We start from the raw sequence: 16,732 nt of genomic DNA on the forward strand, positions 1-16,732 counted from the left end.
GGGTGATTAGCTCAGTTGGGAGAGCATCGCCCTTACAAGGCGAGGGTCACTGGTTCAAGTCCAGTATCACCCACCACATATAAATACCATCAGACAACTCTTTATATGATAACTTCTCTAGTAATAAATCCTCTTTCCTACGTTAAAAGTATTTAATAACTTTATAAAAACGCAATATATAAATCGTATGTAATTAACTTAGCCTTAAGAAAAAGAGCATCGCCACCCTTTACAAGTAATGGCGAGGGTCACTGGTTCAAGTCCAGTATCACCCACCACATATAAATACCATCAGACAACTCTTTATATGATAACTTCTCTAGTAATAAATCCTCTTTCCTATGTTAAAAGTATTTAATAACTTTATAAAAACTCAATATATAAATCGTATGTAATTAACTTAGCCTTAAGAAAAAGAGCATCGCCACCCTTTACAAGTAATGGCGAGGGTCACTGGTATCAAGCCAAGTAATCACCCACCACATATAAGCACCATCAGATAATTTCTCTAATAACTCCTTTAATGATAACTTCTCTAGTAATAACTCTCTCTTCCCATATTAAATACATTTCATATTTTTATTAAAATCTAAGTTTCTATATCAAAGCACTCATCAAATTAGAGTTATCCATTTTGCTTATGTAGTTTTTAATTATGTTATTCGGCTCAGTACTTTCGTAGTTAGATAAACGTATTAGGCAAAGTTAAGTACCTAATAAATACAGCTATCATCTAAATTCCCTTGTAAGCAGTTAAACTGTTGATTATAGTCTGTGTTAAATACAATTACGCTTAAGCCAATGCCAACTAAGATTTATTCAAAAGCCAAAATACTTATAGTCGAGGAGCAACCACTTGCCCAAAGCTATATGAAACAATCGTTAGAAAGGCTTGGCTTTCGGCAGTTGCGCTTTGCCGATCATGCAAACTCTGCAAAAGATCAGTGTTTAAGTGAAGAGTTTGATCTAATAGTTTGTTCATTTAACTTAAATAAACACCAAGATGGCTACCAACTTTATGAAGAGCTACGTGTAAAACATCTTATAAAAAGCTCGACTGGCTTTATCTTCATCTCAGCAGAAACAAGTGGCTCACTAGTTCATAGTGTTCTTGAACTCCAACCTGATGACTTTTTAGTTAAGCCTTTTACAGTACAAGAGCTTAAAACACGCATTGAACGAATCTTAAAGCGTAAACACGACTTACAAACAGTATATTCATTAGTTGATGATGGTAACGATTCAAAAGCTATTAAGTTTATTGATACCGCTCTGGATAAAAAAAATAATAATTACAGTCCTATCCTACTTCGCTTAAAAGGCGATGCCCTACTTCGTTTAAAACGAGCTCAGGATGCAAAAGACTTTTTTAAGTCTGTTCTCGACATTCAAAAATTTGCTTGGGCAAAAGTAGGCTTAGTAGAGGCACTTATAGCGAATAACGAACATATTTTGGCGCAGCGAATGCTCAAAACAATGTTAGAGCGCCAAGAAACTCGTTTAGTAGCCTTGGATTTGTTGGGCCGATTAGAAATAAAGCTAAATCAGTTTGAGCTAGCACAAGAGTTTTTGAGCCAAGCCGCGGAAATTGCACCGCGAAATATCACACGTCAAAAATCGCTAAGTAATGTCTCGCTAATTAATCACGACTATGAAAAAAGCTATTTAACTCAAAAAGATATTGCCACCTTCGCAAAGCACTCCATACACGACCACCCCGATGTATATTTAAATGCAGCACGTGCAGGTATCGACTTTGCGCTAACGACTGATCAAACCGATCAAATTCAACGAATTTCTAGGCAAACTAATCAATACATTAATGATTTAAAAAAACAGTTTCCTAATAATACAAACCAAGCTCAAATTGATGTACTTAATGCACGGCTTCATTATTTAAAAGATGAGCACCAAAAAGCGAAAAAGCTAATTGAACAGCTTGATGATGACGATACTCATATCCGATCGGTTGATGGCGCACTTGATAAGGCAAAAGCATTTCATGAACTGGGGTTTCATCAAAAGGCGCAAACCTTATTTACACAAATAATTACCCACTGTGAAAGACACCCTGCAGTTAGCGACACAACCTACTTGCGTTATATTCAGCAGCAACAAAGTGAGCGACGCGATATTAAAATGGGGCCGAAAGAGCTTAATAACCATGCAGTTAATCAATTTAATAAAGGCCAATTAAATACTGCGCTAGAAGCTTTTACACAAGCGTTTAGAGTCATGCCTCGTAATCAAAGTATCGCACTTAATTTATTACAGTGCCTATTTGATTCAACTAAGCAATCAGGTAGTTCATTTAATATGGAACTTGCGAAAAGATGCTACGTCCTTCTTGATAAAGCTAAATTACAAGCAGATCAGACGCAGCGTTTAGATAAGATTTTGCACATAGCAAAAGAAATGAATTTAGATATTCAAAGCGCTAGTAAATAAAATATTAGAGCTTTTTCATTGATGCGGCATTAACGCAATAACGTAAACCCGTTGGTAATGGACCATCTGGAAAAATATGGCCTAAGTGCGAATCGCACACGTTACAAACCACCTCTATGCGCTCCATACCATGGCTTGTATCGCTTACATAGCCAATCGCTTCAATTGTCGCAGGTTGCGTAAATGACGGCCAACCAGTACCGCTATCAAACTTCTCATCAGCATCAAACAATAGATTATCACAGCAAATACACACATACTTACCAGGCTCAAGTAATGTACAACTACCCGAGCTATCTGGGCGCTCTGTTCCCTTTTTACGTGTTACATAATATTCATCTTCTGATAATTGCATCCGCCACTGCTCGTCAGTTTTGACTACTTTTTTACTTGGGGTAGGATTGCCGTTGGTGGCAAAGTTAATAACATCATTCCACTTCAACATAATAGCCTCATTGAATAGTTGATTAACCATACTTAATAAATTTATAAAAAGTACGGTTAATTATTACGTTATTGAATACTCTAAAGATCAGCTAAAGAGTGTTGACCGTTTAAGGCTGAAATTGCCCAGCCGCAAAGCTAAATCGCCTTAGCTAAAGGTAATATTTTGCTTTTCTGAGTCGGTAAGTATTCGTTTAATAAAACTATCTAGTTCTGCTTTTTTTGCAGGTAAACTAACACTTATTTGGCGCTCGTTATTACTGTAAATTATTAGCTCGTCATCCTTTGTCGTTATGCGTTCAATACTCTCAATAAATAACCAATCTGGACCGTGCTTTTTATCAAAAAACCCCATCAAACTAAAAAGTAATAGGTGTTGGGCGTCTCGCTGAATAAAATCCTCTAACCTGTTCCTTGATTTAAATAAAGGCGTTAGCCTATAAACGCTTGAGCAAAAAACAAATACCCACAACCCAGATAGCGCTTTAAACCACATAAACTCTAAAAAATCAGTGCTAATCATTAAAATAATAAGCACTAAGCCTATTAGCGATATAGCTATCGCTATTTTTTTATTTACAGCGTCCACAACTAATCCTTTTTAAGTCGCTTTTTTTCTTCTGATGCTTTTTCTGTCGGCTCAGGCCAATCATTAAAGAAAACAGTTAAATAGCGGCTTTTCATCAAATACCACAGCACCCATAAAACAATCATCATTTGTACTGCTAAAAAAGATGAAAACCGATAATGACTATGTGCAGCTTGAATACTTAACCATGTTAAATCAACAACGGCACATAAAATAAGGGGCCAACGCATATGTCGCCATATTTTTGCTAACCTGTCGCTCGCACTGTGTGAATCTCGTGGCCTGCGTAAGCAAAATAAAATAGTCGGTATTATCGCAACGCTTCCAATTGCTATTGCGATAAAAAAATCATTTTTATTTTTAAAAAATAACGACATTAAATCCAGTTCAGGTCTGCGGCTTAAAGCCGCTATAACCCAAATAAAATAGCCACGTAAAAGCACAATCACACTTAAATGAAATGCAATAGGCGTACGATAACTTCCGTACTTATCCCAGTATTCTGGCCCATATCGGCTCATTATCGTTTTCCTAACCGTTATGCTTTATAAGCAACTCAATTAATTCATCTTCAGTTAGTATGTCTATGCCTAGGTCTTGTGCTTTTGTGAGTTTTGAACCTGCTTTTTCACCCGCCACTAACGCATCTGTTTTAGCCGATACGCTACCAGACACCTTAGCGCCCAATTGTTGTAATCGTGCTTTTGCATCATTGCGATTAAGTGTATTAAGCGTACCTGTAAGCACATATGTAAGCCCAGCGAGCGGTTGTTCTTCCTCAGAAGGTGCGCTCAACGCTGGCCAGTTTACGCCTTGATCTATAAGCGCATTAACAACCGCTAAATTATGCTCCTCATCGAAAAAGCCACGAACATGAGCAGCTACTATTTCGCCCACATCACTTACTTGCGTTAAACTATCAATGCTGGCATTTATTACATTTTCAAGGGTTAGAAAGTGATTAGCTAAATTTTGTGCCGTCGCCTCGCCCGCCTCACGAATACCCAGTGAATATAAAAACTTAGCAAGCGTAGTGCCTTTAGCCTCTTCAAGTGCTGTTACTAAGTTTTTAGCTGACTTAGGTCCCATACGTTCAAGCGACTCAAAATGTCCTTGCTTTAAAATAAACAAATCCGCAGGTGTTTTTATAAGTTCTCTATCTACTAGCTGATCAACAATTTTATCGCCAAGACCGTCTATATCAAGCGCTTTGCGCGAAGCAAAGTGCTTAATAGCTTGCTTTCGCTGTGCAGGACATACAAGCCCACCCGTACACCGGGCTACAGCTTCGCCTTCAACCTTTTCAACATGAGAATCACAGATTGGGCAAGTCGTCGGGAATTCAATGTCTCTGGCATCATCAGGGCGACGCTCAAGTACAACTTGTGTTATTTGCGGGATCACGTCCCCAGCGCGGCGAATAATAACTGTATCACCTACTTTGACGCCCAAACGTGCAACTTCATCACTGTTATGAAGCGTTGCATTTGATACGGTAACGCCCCCCACAAAAACAGGCTTCAAACGTGCAACCGGTGTAATGGCGCCAGTACGACCGACTTGAAAATCAACATCAAGTAATTGGGTTATTTCCTCTTGCGCCGGGAACTTATATGCAATGGCCCAACGAGGAGCACGTGCTACAAAGCCTAAACGCTCTTGTAAGGTCTTTTGATTGATTTTTATTACTACACCATCAATTTCATATTTAAGCTCACTGCGACGCGTTAAAATATCGCTGTAGTACGCAAGTGCGGCTTTTGGACCTTCAACTAATTTTGTTTCTGGGCACAAAGGTAGCCCCCAATCAGTCAGTTTTTCTAATTGCTGATAATGATCCTCAGGAATATTGCCATCAGCCACAAGCCCGGTACTGTAGGCATAAAACATGAGTGGGCGTTTAGCGGTAATTTTAGAGTCGAGTTGGCGTAAACTACCTGCCGCTGCGTTACGCGGATTAACAAATACTTTTTCACCGCGTTTTTCTGCTTCAGTATTCAATTTATCAAAGCCAGCGCTGTCCATAAATACTTCACCGCGCACTTCTAGCTCTTTCGGGTAATCACCACGCAGCTTAAGCGGTACATTACGAATGGTTTTAACATTTTGAGTAATGTTTTCACCGGTAAAACCATCACCTCGAGTAGCCGCTTGTACAAGCACACCATCGCGATAAATAATTGAGACTGCCAAACCATCAAGTTTTGGCTCACAACAAAAAGTAAGCTCATCGGTACTCATTAAGCGCTCTTTAATACGGCGATTAAACGCAGTAAATTCTTCTTCACTAAAGGCGTTATCAAGTGAGAGCATGGGTACTTGGTGAGCTACTTGCTCAAACTTACTAAGTGCTGCACCACCTACTTTTTGTGTCGGTGAGTCGGCGGTTAAAAATTCAGGGTGCTCGGTTTCTAGTGCGCTTAGTTCGCGTAATAACCTATCGTATTCAGAATCAGGAATACTGGGGGTGTCGAGCACATAATAGTTATAGTTGTGTTGCTCTAATATAGTACGAAGATGATTAACTTGCTCACTAATGCTGCTAGACATTTAAACCTCAATAAACATAAAAAAAGCCACTTTGACGATTCACCGTCCAGTGGCTTATAAAAATATAATGTGTGCGTTATTTACGCTGAAAAAGAACGGACCTGCTCAACATATTGTCTTACGCGATCTACGGTCATTTCATTTCGCTCAGCATCTAAAATTTGTGCACCAAATTCATCCGCTAACTTTTTAGCTGCGCTGTGCAACATATTAAATGCAGCTAGGCCATCGCCGTCGCACGGTAACGTCATAAATAAGCTTACCCCAGCGGTACTAAATTGTTCCATATTATCAATATCAAACGTACCTGGGTTGTACATATTTACTAATCTAAATAAAACAGGGCCTTGACCAGCCGGATCTAAGTGGCGATTAAAAAAACCTTCCTCAGAATATTTAAAACCTAAAGTATTAACTGCTGGCAATAATTTACTACCCTGCATGCTAAGCTCTTCTGGCATTTGAATATGTACGATAACAAAGTCAGACATTTGAGCTGGTGCATCTTCAGCGCTTTGCTCTTTTTCTTCTTGGTCATCCACTATTTCTAGGTCATCTTCAATCGGCACTTCTGGCACGCTTGTATCAATTTGCGGCTCATTTGCATCAAAGTTAAGCTCACCAAATTGTGGCTCATCTCGTTCGTTTTGCATTGGCTCTGTTGGCTCAGCCTCAGTACGAAACGGTTTAGATGAAGCTGATGCGCTTTCTTGTAATGGCTCAACCCGTTCGTTATCAGATACTTCTGGGCGGTCTTTTTTTCTAACAGACCACAATCCATGTATTAATAAACCACCAATGACAACTACACTGATAATGATTAAAACCCATCTTAATTGTTCGGCCATCCCCTCACCTTTTATTATTTGATATGCCTAAAACCTGTATATTAATCAAAAACTAATATACTTGTTATAAAAATTTATGCATGTGCAAGTTGCACAGCTTGCTCTATATCTACAGCAACCATTCGCGATACGCCAGGTTCTGCCATAGTAACACCTGTTAATCTACCTGCCATTTCCATCGCAATTTTATTATGACTAATATAAATAAACTGCACTGATTGTGACATTTCTTCAACCAAACGGCAAAAACGCACAACGTTGGCATCATCCAATGGTGCATCTACTTCGTCCAGCATACAGAAAGGAGCTGGATTGAGCCTGAATATAGAAAACACTAATGATAATGCGGTCAGCGCTTTTTCTCCACCACTTAACAAATGAATTGTTGAATTTTTCTTACCAGGTGGTCGTGCCATTATACTAACACCACTTTCGAGTAAATCGTCACTGGTTAATTCTAAATACGCACTACCACCACCAAAAACTTTAGGAAATAGTTCAGCGAAGTCTTCGTTAACTTGATCGAACGTCGCTTTAAAGCGTGTTTTGGTTTCAATATCAATTTTACGAATTGCACCTTCAAGGGTACTTAACGCTTTTGTTAAATCATCTAATTGATTATCAAGATAATCACTACGAGCTTTGGCTAAATCAAACTCTTCTATTGCCGCTAAGTTTACTGCACCTAATTTATTTAACTGATTAGTGAATCCGGTTAACTGATTTTGCGCCGCACTTAAATTCAATGAATCTGGTAATTCATCAAGTATTGCTTTTAAGCTTTGTTTCAATTCTTCTAATGGCTCGAGCGCAACTTGCGCTTTTATTAGCAAGCTTTGCTCTTCAATTGTTAACTTTTGATGCTGCTCTTGCAAGCCAGCCAGCTCGCTTTGCGAACTTTTAAGGCTTGCCTGTTTGGTATTTAAGCTTTCTTTAGCCTGAGCTAATTCTTTTTGTAGTAATATCAGCGCCTGCTCACCTTTTTGATGTTGCGCTAAAAGCTGCGTTATTTTATCGTCCAGTTCTTGCTCTGGTATAAGCAGCTCTTCTATTTCATTAAGTAGTTCTTGCGCACCTTCAGATGCACTAATGTGCTCCTGCTCTGCATGGCTCAATTTGGTTTGGCTTAACTGCCATTCACTGCGTGCCTTTTGCTCTGAGAGCGTTGCCTTATGCGCTTGCGTTTTATATTGCTCAAGCATGCTTAATGCTTCGCTATAACTTTTATCACTTTGTGAGCGCAGGCTATTTGCAGCGTCTACCTCATCCGTTAAGTTGAGTTGCTGCTCATTTAACACTTCAAATTGCTCTGTTTGCTCATCAAGCACGGTATTTAATTGCAAAAGCACAGTAGTTAATTGCTGTTTTTGTTGCTGTAGCTTTTCTAGTTGCAGCTTAAAGTGCGCTACTTGCTGTTTAAGCATATCACTGCGAGTACCGGCTACTGCTATATTTTGCGCAAGCTCATGTATGGCTTCTTTTAGCTCGTTTTGCTCGTTAATTAACTTTACTTGCTCGGCTGTATGTTCATCACGAGTACGCGTTACTTGTTTTAGCTCATCCTCGGTATTGGTTAACTGCTGAGCTTTATCCTGCAATTGCTTATGTTTTAAAAGCAATGAGTTTTCTGCATTTCGATCAGCACTTACATGCCAGTTACGACCATATAAAGCACCGTTTTTATCCATAATGGCTGTATAAAAAGCATCGTTTAAGAGCGTTAAATCACCGCTCTCGCTATAAGCAATACGCGTTAAATGTTCTGGATAAACACCGCTTGTTATGAGTGCCGCTAAGCTATTTTCAGCAATGTGCTTACCACTCATTGGCCACACACTATTATCAGCTTGCTGCTCACTTACATTTAAGTGCTCTAGCGATTTAAGTGCTTGCTCTATTAAGGGCTCAAAGCCTTCTTTAACACTTAGCTGATTAAACAAACCATGAGTACTTTCACTTTCTTCATCAAGCCCTAATGTACTTTTAAGCCCCGTTATACTGGCTTTTAACTCATTTATTGTTTGAGTAAGCGTCGAATATTGCTTCTGTGAGTTATTAACAAGCTCATTTTGTAATTCAAGCTTAGCACTGCACTGCGTGTGCGCTGTTTGTTTAGCGGCAAGTTCTTGAGTTAATGTTTGTGTTTGCTGTTTTTGCTGCGTTAATTGTTGCTCTACATCACTACTTTGTAAGTCAGTAAGCTGCGCATTTGACTGATCAATTTGCTCGTTAACGTGGCTTATTTGCTGCTGAGTTTGTTTGATGTGACTGCTATGCAGTTGTGCATTATTCTTAAGTTGTTGCTGTTGCTCACACAAAGTTTGCCAGTGTGTATTGTGGCGCAGTTTCAGTGCTAATAAGTCCTCAAGCTCATGTGTTAACGTCCTAACTTGCTCTTCGCACATTAAAGCGTTTTCACTTGCTTCTTGCAGGGTTTCATTTAGTTGTTCACACACAATCTGCTGCTGCGTTTTAATCTCAGTACTATGAGTTTGGCGCTGCTGTAATTTAATTAAATTTAGCTTAAGCGTTTGAGTTTGTTGCTTTACATTTATTTGTTGTTGCTCAGCGCGGGTAAGCTCGGTGTGTATTACATGTTGCTGATGCTGTGCATCGCTTAATTTGTCTTGCTGAGCTTGTACTTGACCTTCTAAGCTTGCAAGTACATCGTCATGCCCTGAGTTAGCGGTTTTAAAAAACGAAACTTGGTCGTTCAGTTTTTTAATTTGGGCGCTTTTTTCAAGTTGCTGCTGATGTAACTTTTGCCATTTTAGAACCGCAATCTGACCTTTTAGAGTGCGTTCTTGTGCTTTTAATTCGCGGTATTTTTTTGCATCAACCGACTGCACAGCCAATTTATCTAACTGACTTTGCAGCTCTTTACGCACATCAAGTAAACGCTCAAGGTTTTCGCGGGTGCTTTTAATACGTGTTTGGGTTTCGCGGCGGCGTTCTTTGTATTTAGAAACGCCGGCGGCTTCTTCTAAAAATACGCGTAATTCTTGTGGTTTACTTTCTATTAAGCGCGAGATCATGCCTTGTTCAATAATCGCGTAACTTCGCGGACCAAGACCGGTACCTAAAAATATATCGGTAATATCGCGCTTACGACATTTACTACCGTTTAAAAAATACAGTGACTGTCCGTCGCGCGTTACTAAACGCTTAATAGCAATTTGGTTTCTGTCGGCAAATGTATTTGAAGGGCTACCTTTATCGTTATCAAAAACAAGCTCTACAGAGGCTTGCGATATGGCTTTTCGATTAGTTGAACCATTAAAAATAACATCGGTCATGGCATCGCCACGCAGATTTTTAGCAGAGCTTTCACCTAGCACCCATCGCACTGCATCAATAACGTTAGATTTGCCACAGCCATTAGGGCCTACAACACACGTCATTTGATCAGGAAATGGAATTTTAGTGGGCTCTACAAAGGATTTAAAGCCCGCTAATTTAATGGTGCTTAAGCGCATCTTATTGTTATTACCAATTTATTATTGTTATTGACTACAAACAATTTAACTCATAAATAGTTAAATTGTTAAGCTTGGCGTTTAAAGTTATCTAAAATGATACCGGTCGCCATCGCAACATTAAGCGACTCTGCACCACCAAAAGCAGGTATGGTTATTTTGTCGCTCACTAATTTTGCACACTGCTCGCGTATTCCATGCGATTCACTGCCCATTAGTAAAACGCCTGAGCCCGTAAATTGGGTTTTATGTACGCTTTGTCCATCTAAAAAAGCACCGTAAACAGGTAACTTTAAAGAGCTTAAGTAATCAGGTAAATCTACTTGGCTTACCGATACCCTTACAAATGAGCCCATTGTGGCGCTAATTGTTTTAGGGTTGTAAGCGTCTGCGCTGTCGGTGCTAGTTACTATATGTTTAATACCGTACCAGTCTGCCACTCTAATTATTGTGCCTAAGTTACCAGGGTCTGATACGCCATCAAGCGCGAGTATTAAGCCACTTGCTTTAGGTAGCTCTGCATTTGGCATATCAACAATAGCAATGGCTGCATTATTGCTAACTAGCGTGCTGGCTTTGGTGAGGGTCTCTTCATCCGCTTCAATAAAATTAGCGTGCTGATACTCACCTTGGTACGCATTTATAAATTCGTTTGTAGCAAAAATATTAACCGCATTTAATGGGCTGTTTAATAACTCAAGTACGTTTTTTTCACCCTGTACAAGGTATTGATTATATTGCTTTCGGTACTTTTTTTGGCCAAGTTGGCGAATAAGTTTGAGTTGGTTTTTTGAAATCATAACAGCCCCATAAAATTGTCCATTAAGTATAACAGATTTCGTTATAACATCTGAACTCGAAAAGCAGCGAATAGGGTTAATTAATCTTGCTGGCACTTCTTTCAAAGGTCAGGTTAATACGAATAAACATACCTTTAATTGCTTCTAATTGGTTTGAATCATCAACGGTTGCTGCTAATTCGTTATAAAGATTATCAGACGCTTGCTTAAAGTTTTCATCAAACTTGCCTTTGGTTGCCAACATAAATGCACTAGCCAACGTGCGTTGCCACTCATTTAAATATTTGAGTGTGGTACCACCAGCAAGATTCTCGCAAATTGAGTTCAATCGTATTGAAGCATGCCCTAAGTTTAAACCTGTTAATGCAAGGTCAGTAATGGCCCGTGTGTGTGAGCCCTGATCATAATTAGTTAAGCGTATTAATCTATCTGCCATGCGGCGGTTATACCAAATAGTAGGAGTTTGATGAGTATTTATTTCGAGTAAATCTTTGTAGGTTGCTTTAAAAACACGATGAACAAGTAACTGAACACTGGGGCCGGTAAATAACTGAAAAATCCAAAATAAAATACTCACGCCAGCAAAAATAGCGATTGCAGAGCTTAATGTATAATCAATTGAAAACGCTAGGCTCATATCCGTGCTGGGTCTAACCAAAATAGTAAATGGAATACAAAACCCTAAGCCGTATGGCAATGTTTGTTGCTCAGCTAAAAGCAGTAAACCAAGAAAATACGGACCCGCTAATACAAGTAATAATATTTCTAGTTGCCCACCACTTTGCGACAGTAAATTTAGCGCATAAAAAACAGTCACAAAAGTAGCAACAATTATACCTGCCAATAAACGTTTTATTACCACCTGCAAAATAGCTAACGGTATTCGCGCTAACATTATCGAAAAAATCACCGGTAAAATCATTATTAACAATGCAGCTGAAGACCCTGTATTAACCCAAATAAATGCGCCGATAGAAAAGACCAAAGCAGTTCTAAACCCTACTATAATGCCAGCCAGTGGGTCGCGATATGTAAGCATACTAGGTGCATTTAACAATGTTTTATCACGTTGTTCTAAAGCTCTGTAAGCCCGCAGTAAAATTGTTAAATCGTTAGCCACTTCCATGCTCACATTGAGCATGTGAGATTCAAATGGCGAATCACACACCGTATTTGCTCTATAGTCGGTTAGCTCTTTGCGCAGGGCTTTAATCTGCTCGGCGCAGTAATCAAAATCGTCAGATTCTTTAATTTGTGCGAATACGTTTTTAAGTTTACTTATTAATTTGTCTAATGTAGGAGTAATGAGGTCTGAGTGGTTTCGTTGTAGGCGACCAATTATTTGAATTGAAGCCAGTAAAGAAAGTACTTTTTGCGACAATTGATTTGCCGCACGCGAGCGTCCGGGGCCTTTCGGTCCTTCGTACCTCACTGCGCTAGAGTCTTCATTTATAGACCCTAACGTTGCCATAATGCCATCTATTTGGTGATGGCGATTTTCGTGCGATCCTTTAGAATCAAGTTCCGTTACTAAATAATCTAAAGTTTGATTTATAACCGACCGTGCTTGTGCTTGCAGTAAATGTTTAACTTTTACTGGCCAAAATAAATGGCTAACAATGCCCGCACAAATCGACCCAATCACTATTTCGCTTACTCGCGCCTGAGCAATATCAAATATACTTTGACTGCTCACCATTGCCGGTGTAACCATAACTAAAAGTACGATAATAGCGGCGGTAACCCCAGCCATAGCAAATGCATAAATAAAGTTTGCTTGGCGCACCATTGCCGATAACGCAGAGTTTACCCCTAACCATAAAGCAAGTGCACTTAACGCTAAATAAGGATAAAGAATTAACTGGGTTAAAAGCAGTATGCCAAATAAACCACCTATTATGGTGCCTATTATTTGGCATATTGCTTTTTCAATAACGAGTCCGCTTTGTGGCCGTAATTGCAAAAATATAGCTGATACTAGCGCCCAATAAGGTCTATCAAGATTAAGCGACATAGCAATAGTCAGCGCCATTACCATCGCAATAACCCCCTTAACCGCAAAAATAATTGCCTGTTTTTTAGGAAAAAACAAATTCCTCAATACATCACCCAAAGCATTCTCCCTATTGAGTATTTAGATGTATTGTGGCGGTCATTCCGGCGCTAAGTTGTATATCCTCTGGCACCGAATCTAGCTTTATATCAACAGGAATTCGCTGAGATAAACGCACCCAATTAAATGTTTGCTGCACCACGGGTAAAAGTTGTGTATTACTTTGTGTGTTTGTATTTGCAATAGCTTTACCCACACTAATCACATGGCCGGTTAAAGCCTTGCCACCGCTTAACAGTGATATTTTAGCTTTTTGATTATCATGTATTAAAGGGATTTTAGTTTCTTCAAAGTAACCCGTAACGTAAAACGAGCCTGATTTTACAATGGCAAATACTGATGTGCCTTGAGCTACGTAATTACCTTGGCGTAAGTTTAAATTAATAATTTGCCCACTAACGGGGGCATACACTTTTGTTCTATCAAAGTTAAGTTGAGCTATAGCTTGATCTGTTTTTGCAAGTTCATAATTGGCTTTTGCTATTTTTGAATTAATGCGTGTTGACTCAAGCCCTTCTTCACTAATTGCTTGCTGAGTGTTTAAACCTTTTCGGCGCTCTAGTTTATGTTTTGCCAACTCCCAGGTGTATAAAGCATTTTCAGTAGTCGCTTTACTCCTATCAAGTGCCGCTTGGTAGCGTTTGTTGTCAACACTAAAAAGTAAGTCACCTTTTTTTATATTTTGACCATCTTTAATGTTTAGCCCAGTTACCCATCCCGACACATCGGGCGAAACGGTGACTACTTCAGCTCGAATACGGCCGTCTCGAGTCCAAGGAGTATGCATGTAATCAGTCCATACCCATCGTCCAGCAAATACAGCGGCTATAACAACGATTATGGTTAAAAGTGTACGTAGATACTTTGTCATCTAATTTATCTTCCACTGAGTAGGTAAACGGTTAAGGCCAAATAACAAATAAATAAAGACACCTCAAACCAAGCCACCTTCCAAATACGGTCGTGCCAATCTAAACGATGTAATATAAAACGTGTAATGGCTGTTAAAATAAAAGCGATAGGAAAGTAAATAATCAAAGGGCTAAACTCTACCCCGCCTAAAACAACAGCTTGCAGCATAATAAAAGTCCATACGTGTTTAAAAACGGTTAAAAGTAGAGTGCGATAAAGCAGATAACTGATTATATTAATTTTGTGCTTAATTTAAAATTAATAGCCACACAGTTTTAAGCCTACTGGTATTACTTATAGTCTTTTAATCAGCCACTTGCAAAACTGTGGTGTAATTATAAACATTGAATTTTGCACCAAATTTAGGTAAATTAACAAAAAAACAACATGGATATAATTTTAATGGAATCAATACACCCTACTCCCCCTAAAACAAACCCTCCAGTAAATGAACCCGCTGTACCAATTTTTAGCGGTAAAGTGCAATTTAGCGGTAAAGGTGGTGAGTTTTTTGGCATTTGGATTGTAAATATATTACTTAGTGTTATTACTCTCGGCATATACTCAGCGTGGGCTAAAGTACGTACACACCGATACTTCTACGGCCATACTCGTATAGATGGACATAGCTTTGACTATCTAGCAACGCCAATACAAATTTTAAAAGGCCGGATTTTAGCGGTTATTGTGTTTTTTATTTACACATTCTCTATCAGCTTTATGCCTATATTAGGCCTGTTTATTGCGATTGGTTTTATCTTTTTAATGCCATGGATTATTAACCAAGGTTTGCGTTTTAATCTACGTATGACGCGCCATCGTAATGTTCGCTTTGCTTTTAAAGGCAGTTATGGCGAAGCTTTTGTTAACTTTATACTTTTACCTATTGCCAGCGTATTTACACTTTATTTATTAATGCCTTATGTTATAAAACGTATTGATAGCTATATCCATAGCAACATTAGTTACGGTGACAAACCACTTACTGTAAATCTAAAAGGCGAAACCTATTACCTAACAGCGCTTATTTGCTTTGTAGTGAGCTCTATCACTATGGTGGTATTTATGGGGGTTTTAGGATTATTTGGCCTCAACTTAGTAGATATTGAAAACCAACAAAATTTAGAAAACTCTGCAGCTATGGTTATGCTTCCTATATTTATGACTATTGCCTACGTGCTGATGATTGCTATTGTTTCAGCTGTATGGCATGCCGCTATTCGTAATCACATTTTTGATAACAGCCATTTTGAAGGCGTTGCTACATTTAAATCAGAGCTAAAACCAATTCCTTTCGCAGTTTTATTACTCACTAATATGTTGGCTATTGTATTTTCTTTAGGGCTTGCATACCCATGGACAAAAGTACGCACATCAAAAATGCTTGCAGATGTAACTAACGTCACTATTTATCCTGGTGCATTGAATCTGATTGATACCGAGCAGGATCAGCAATCATCATTTGCTGAAGAAGCTGCAAACGTATTCGATATTGACCTTTCTTTAACTTAAGAGCTCACCATGCATGTAAAGGGGCATTTTTTTCCCAAAGCATCGAGTAATTATCAGGTGTGTGTGGCAACTATTAGCGACACACACATTGAAATTATTGACGATGAATATGTTATTGCTCGCCACGCAATCACAAGTCTTAACTTAAGTTCGGGAATGGCTGGACTTGCTGACGAACTAAACTTCGAAGATGGCAGTCGTTTTATTCCACTTGATGTAAATTACAGATGGCCATTTAAAGAAAATAACCATCACGTAATGGAACGCCTCGAAAAAAGTAAATGGACCATTTTAGCCGCTGTCATATTTACACCATTGTTTATGTGGTTAGTGCTTTATAAAGCCGTACCGGCCATTGCTGTTTACAGTGTTGATACCCTGCCACGTAATGTTGTAGAGCAAATGGGTGAGCAGAGCTTTACATTAATTAAAAAGATTGCGCTTGACCCAAGTGAGCTACCCGCAGAGCAGCAAGCTAAAGTACAAGCGCATTTCAAAAGTATGCTTAAGGCGTTATCGCTTGATCAATCTGTTTATAGATTATCATTTTATAAGTCAGACAGCTTTGGCGCTAATGCATTTGCACTGCCCCATGGTCGTATCGTGGTCACCGATGAGTTAGCTAATCTACTTGCCGATAAACCCAATGCGCTAAAAGCGGTATTACTACACGAAATGGGCCATGTAGTGCATCAACATAGCGTACGTATTACAGCACAATCTGCCGCAAGTACGATTGTATTAGCGGTTGTATTTGGTGATTTAGAGGGTGTTGCAGAGGTTGCGCTAGGTACCGGTGCATCGTTTGCTCAGCAAGGGTTTTCACGTGATATGGAACGCGAAGCCGACAGCTTTGCACTTACCCAATTAGAATCATTGGGGTATTCGAGCAATGACTTTGCTGATGCAATAGAAGCCCTGCAAGAAAGCCATACCAGCGAAAACGAACACCTAGAAAAAGTGAATAACTTATTAGAATATTTATCTAGCCATCCAAGTGCACAAGAGCGTATTGACAATGCTAGGAAATAATCGTGGTT

13 protein-coding genes and 1 tRNA gene are annotated in these 16,732 nt (G+C 39.1%); 4 read left to right on the forward strand and 10 right to left on the reverse strand.

Features of this window, described 5'->3' with window-relative positions; all coding sequences use genetic code 11:
- Nucleotides 1-76 (forward strand) — tRNA-Val (locus WNY98_RS04805).
- Between the two features lie 725 nt (nt 77-801).
- Nucleotides 802-2,448, forward strand: coding sequence for a response regulator (locus WNY98_RS04810; RefSeq protein ID WP_342877285.1), 1,647 nt, complete (start codon nt 802-804; stop codon nt 2,446-2,448).
- A gap of 4 nt (nt 2,449-2,452) precedes the next feature.
- Here the strand turns inward: WNY98_RS04810 and msrB are convergent, their stop codons facing one another.
- The 10 genes from msrB to WNY98_RS04860 all read right to left on the reverse strand — a co-directional run bounded on the left by msrB (nt 2,453) and on the right by WNY98_RS04860 (nt 14,348).
- Nucleotides 2,453-2,893 (reverse strand): peptide-methionine (R)-S-oxide reductase MsrB, encoded by a 441-nt coding sequence (gene msrB / locus WNY98_RS04815; protein ID WP_024600689.1) that lies wholly within the window; start codon nt 2,891-2,893, stop codon nt 2,453-2,455.
- A 147-nt stretch (nt 2,894-3,040) separates the two neighbouring features.
- The gene (locus WNY98_RS04820) at nt 3,041-3,481 is read right to left on the reverse strand and encodes a hypothetical protein (protein WP_342875358.1); all 441 of its coding nucleotides are present in this window, start codon (nt 3,479-3,481) and stop codon (nt 3,041-3,043) included.
- Nucleotides 3,482-3,483: 2 nt separating this feature from the next.
- Nucleotides 3,484-4,002 carry a DUF2919 domain-containing protein gene (locus WNY98_RS04825; RefSeq protein ID WP_076924847.1) on the reverse strand — a complete coding sequence of 173 codons (519 nt, stop codon included), beginning with the start codon at nt 4,000-4,002 and terminating at the stop codon, nt 3,484-3,486.
- 10 nt (nt 4,003-4,012) lie between these two features.
- The gene (gene ligA / locus WNY98_RS04830) at nt 4,013-6,031 is read right to left on the reverse strand and encodes an NAD-dependent DNA ligase LigA (RefSeq protein WP_170072197.1); all 2,019 of its coding nucleotides are present in this window, start codon (nt 6,029-6,031) and stop codon (nt 4,013-4,015) included.
- Nucleotides 6,032-6,111: 80 nt separating this feature from the next.
- The gene (gene zipA / locus WNY98_RS04835; protein WP_197185887.1) at nt 6,112-6,879 is read right to left on the reverse strand and encodes a cell division protein ZipA; all 768 of its coding nucleotides are present in this window, start codon (nt 6,877-6,879) and stop codon (nt 6,112-6,114) included.
- 74 nt (nt 6,880-6,953) lie between these two features.
- Nucleotides 6,954-10,355: a chromosome segregation protein SMC gene (locus WNY98_RS04840; RefSeq protein WP_342877286.1), complete on the reverse strand. Its 3,402-nt coding sequence runs from the start codon at nt 10,353-10,355 to the stop codon at nt 6,954-6,956.
- 68 nt (nt 10,356-10,423) lie between these two features.
- Nucleotides 10,424-11,155, reverse strand: coding sequence for an RNA methyltransferase (locus tag WNY98_RS04845; RefSeq protein ID WP_342877287.1), 732 nt, complete (start codon nt 11,153-11,155; stop codon nt 10,424-10,426).
- A gap of 76 nt (nt 11,156-11,231) precedes the next feature.
- Nucleotides 11,232-13,268, reverse strand: coding sequence for an FUSC family protein (locus WNY98_RS04850; protein WP_342875360.1), 2,037 nt, complete (start codon nt 13,266-13,268; stop codon nt 11,232-11,234).
- Between the two features lie 10 nt (nt 13,269-13,278).
- Nucleotides 13,279-14,139 carry an HlyD family secretion protein gene (locus WNY98_RS04855; RefSeq protein ID WP_024600682.1) on the reverse strand — a complete coding sequence of 287 codons (861 nt, stop codon included), beginning with the start codon at nt 14,137-14,139 and terminating at the stop codon, nt 13,279-13,281.
- A gap of 5 nt (nt 14,140-14,144) precedes the next feature.
- Nucleotides 14,145-14,348 carry a DUF1656 domain-containing protein gene (locus WNY98_RS04860; RefSeq protein ID WP_024600681.1) on the reverse strand — a complete coding sequence of 68 codons (204 nt, stop codon included), beginning with the start codon at nt 14,346-14,348 and terminating at the stop codon, nt 14,145-14,147.
- A gap of 234 nt (nt 14,349-14,582) precedes the next feature.
- Between WNY98_RS04860 and WNY98_RS04865 the strand changes: the two genes are divergently transcribed.
- Both WNY98_RS04865 and WNY98_RS04870 read left to right on the forward strand, forming a co-directional pair.
- A complete protein-coding gene (locus tag WNY98_RS04865) occupies nt 14,583-15,692 on the forward strand; it encodes a YjgN family protein (protein ID WP_342877288.1) in 1,110 nt (369 codons plus the stop codon).
- A gap of 9 nt (nt 15,693-15,701) precedes the next feature.
- On the forward strand, nt 15,702-16,724 hold the full coding sequence (locus tag WNY98_RS04870) for a M48 family metallopeptidase (protein WP_342877289.1): 1,023 nt from the start codon (nt 15,702-15,704) through the stop codon (nt 16,722-16,724).
- Nucleotides 16,725-16,732: the final 8 nt, after the last annotated feature.

It is taken from the genome of Pseudoalteromonas sp. AS71, from assembly GCF_038900275.1.
Classification (GTDB): Bacteria; Pseudomonadota; Gammaproteobacteria; order Enterobacterales; family Alteromonadaceae; genus Pseudoalteromonas.

Coding starts and splice junctions, on each gene's coding strand:
- zipA (WP_197185887.1), bottom strand. CDS start 6,879: ATGGCCGAACAATTAAGATGGGTTTTAATCATTATCAGTGTAGTTGTC.
- WNY98_RS04825 (WP_076924847.1), bottom strand. CDS start 4,002: ATGAGCCGATATGGGCCAGAATACTGGGATAAGTACGGAAGTTATCGT.
- WNY98_RS04810 (WP_342877285.1), top strand. CDS start 802: ATGCCAACTAAGATTTATTCAAAAGCCAAAATACTTATAGTCGAGGAG.
- msrB (WP_024600689.1), bottom strand. CDS start 2,893: ATGTTGAAGTGGAATGATGTTATTAACTTTGCCACCAACGGCAATCCT.
- WNY98_RS04855 (WP_024600682.1), bottom strand. CDS start 14,139: ATGACAAAGTATCTACGTACACTTTTAACCATAATCGTTGTTATAGCC.
- WNY98_RS04845 (WP_342877287.1), bottom strand. CDS start 11,155: ATGATTTCAAAAAACCAACTCAAACTTATTCGCCAACTTGGCCAAAAA.
- WNY98_RS04870 (WP_342877289.1), top strand. CDS start 15,702: ATGCATGTAAAGGGGCATTTTTTTCCCAAAGCATCGAGTAATTATCAG.
- WNY98_RS04840 (WP_342877286.1), bottom strand. CDS start 10,355: ATGCGCTTAAGCACCATTAAATTAGCGGGCTTTAAATCCTTTGTAGAG.
- WNY98_RS04865 (WP_342877288.1), top strand. CDS start 14,583: ATGGAATCAATACACCCTACTCCCCCTAAAACAAACCCTCCAGTAAAT.
- WNY98_RS04860 (WP_024600681.1), bottom strand. CDS start 14,348: ATGCTGCAAGCTGTTGTTTTAGGCGGGGTAGAGTTTAGCCCTTTGATT.
- ligA (WP_170072197.1), bottom strand. CDS start 6,031: ATGTCTAGCAGCATTAGTGAGCAAGTTAATCATCTTCGTACTATATTA.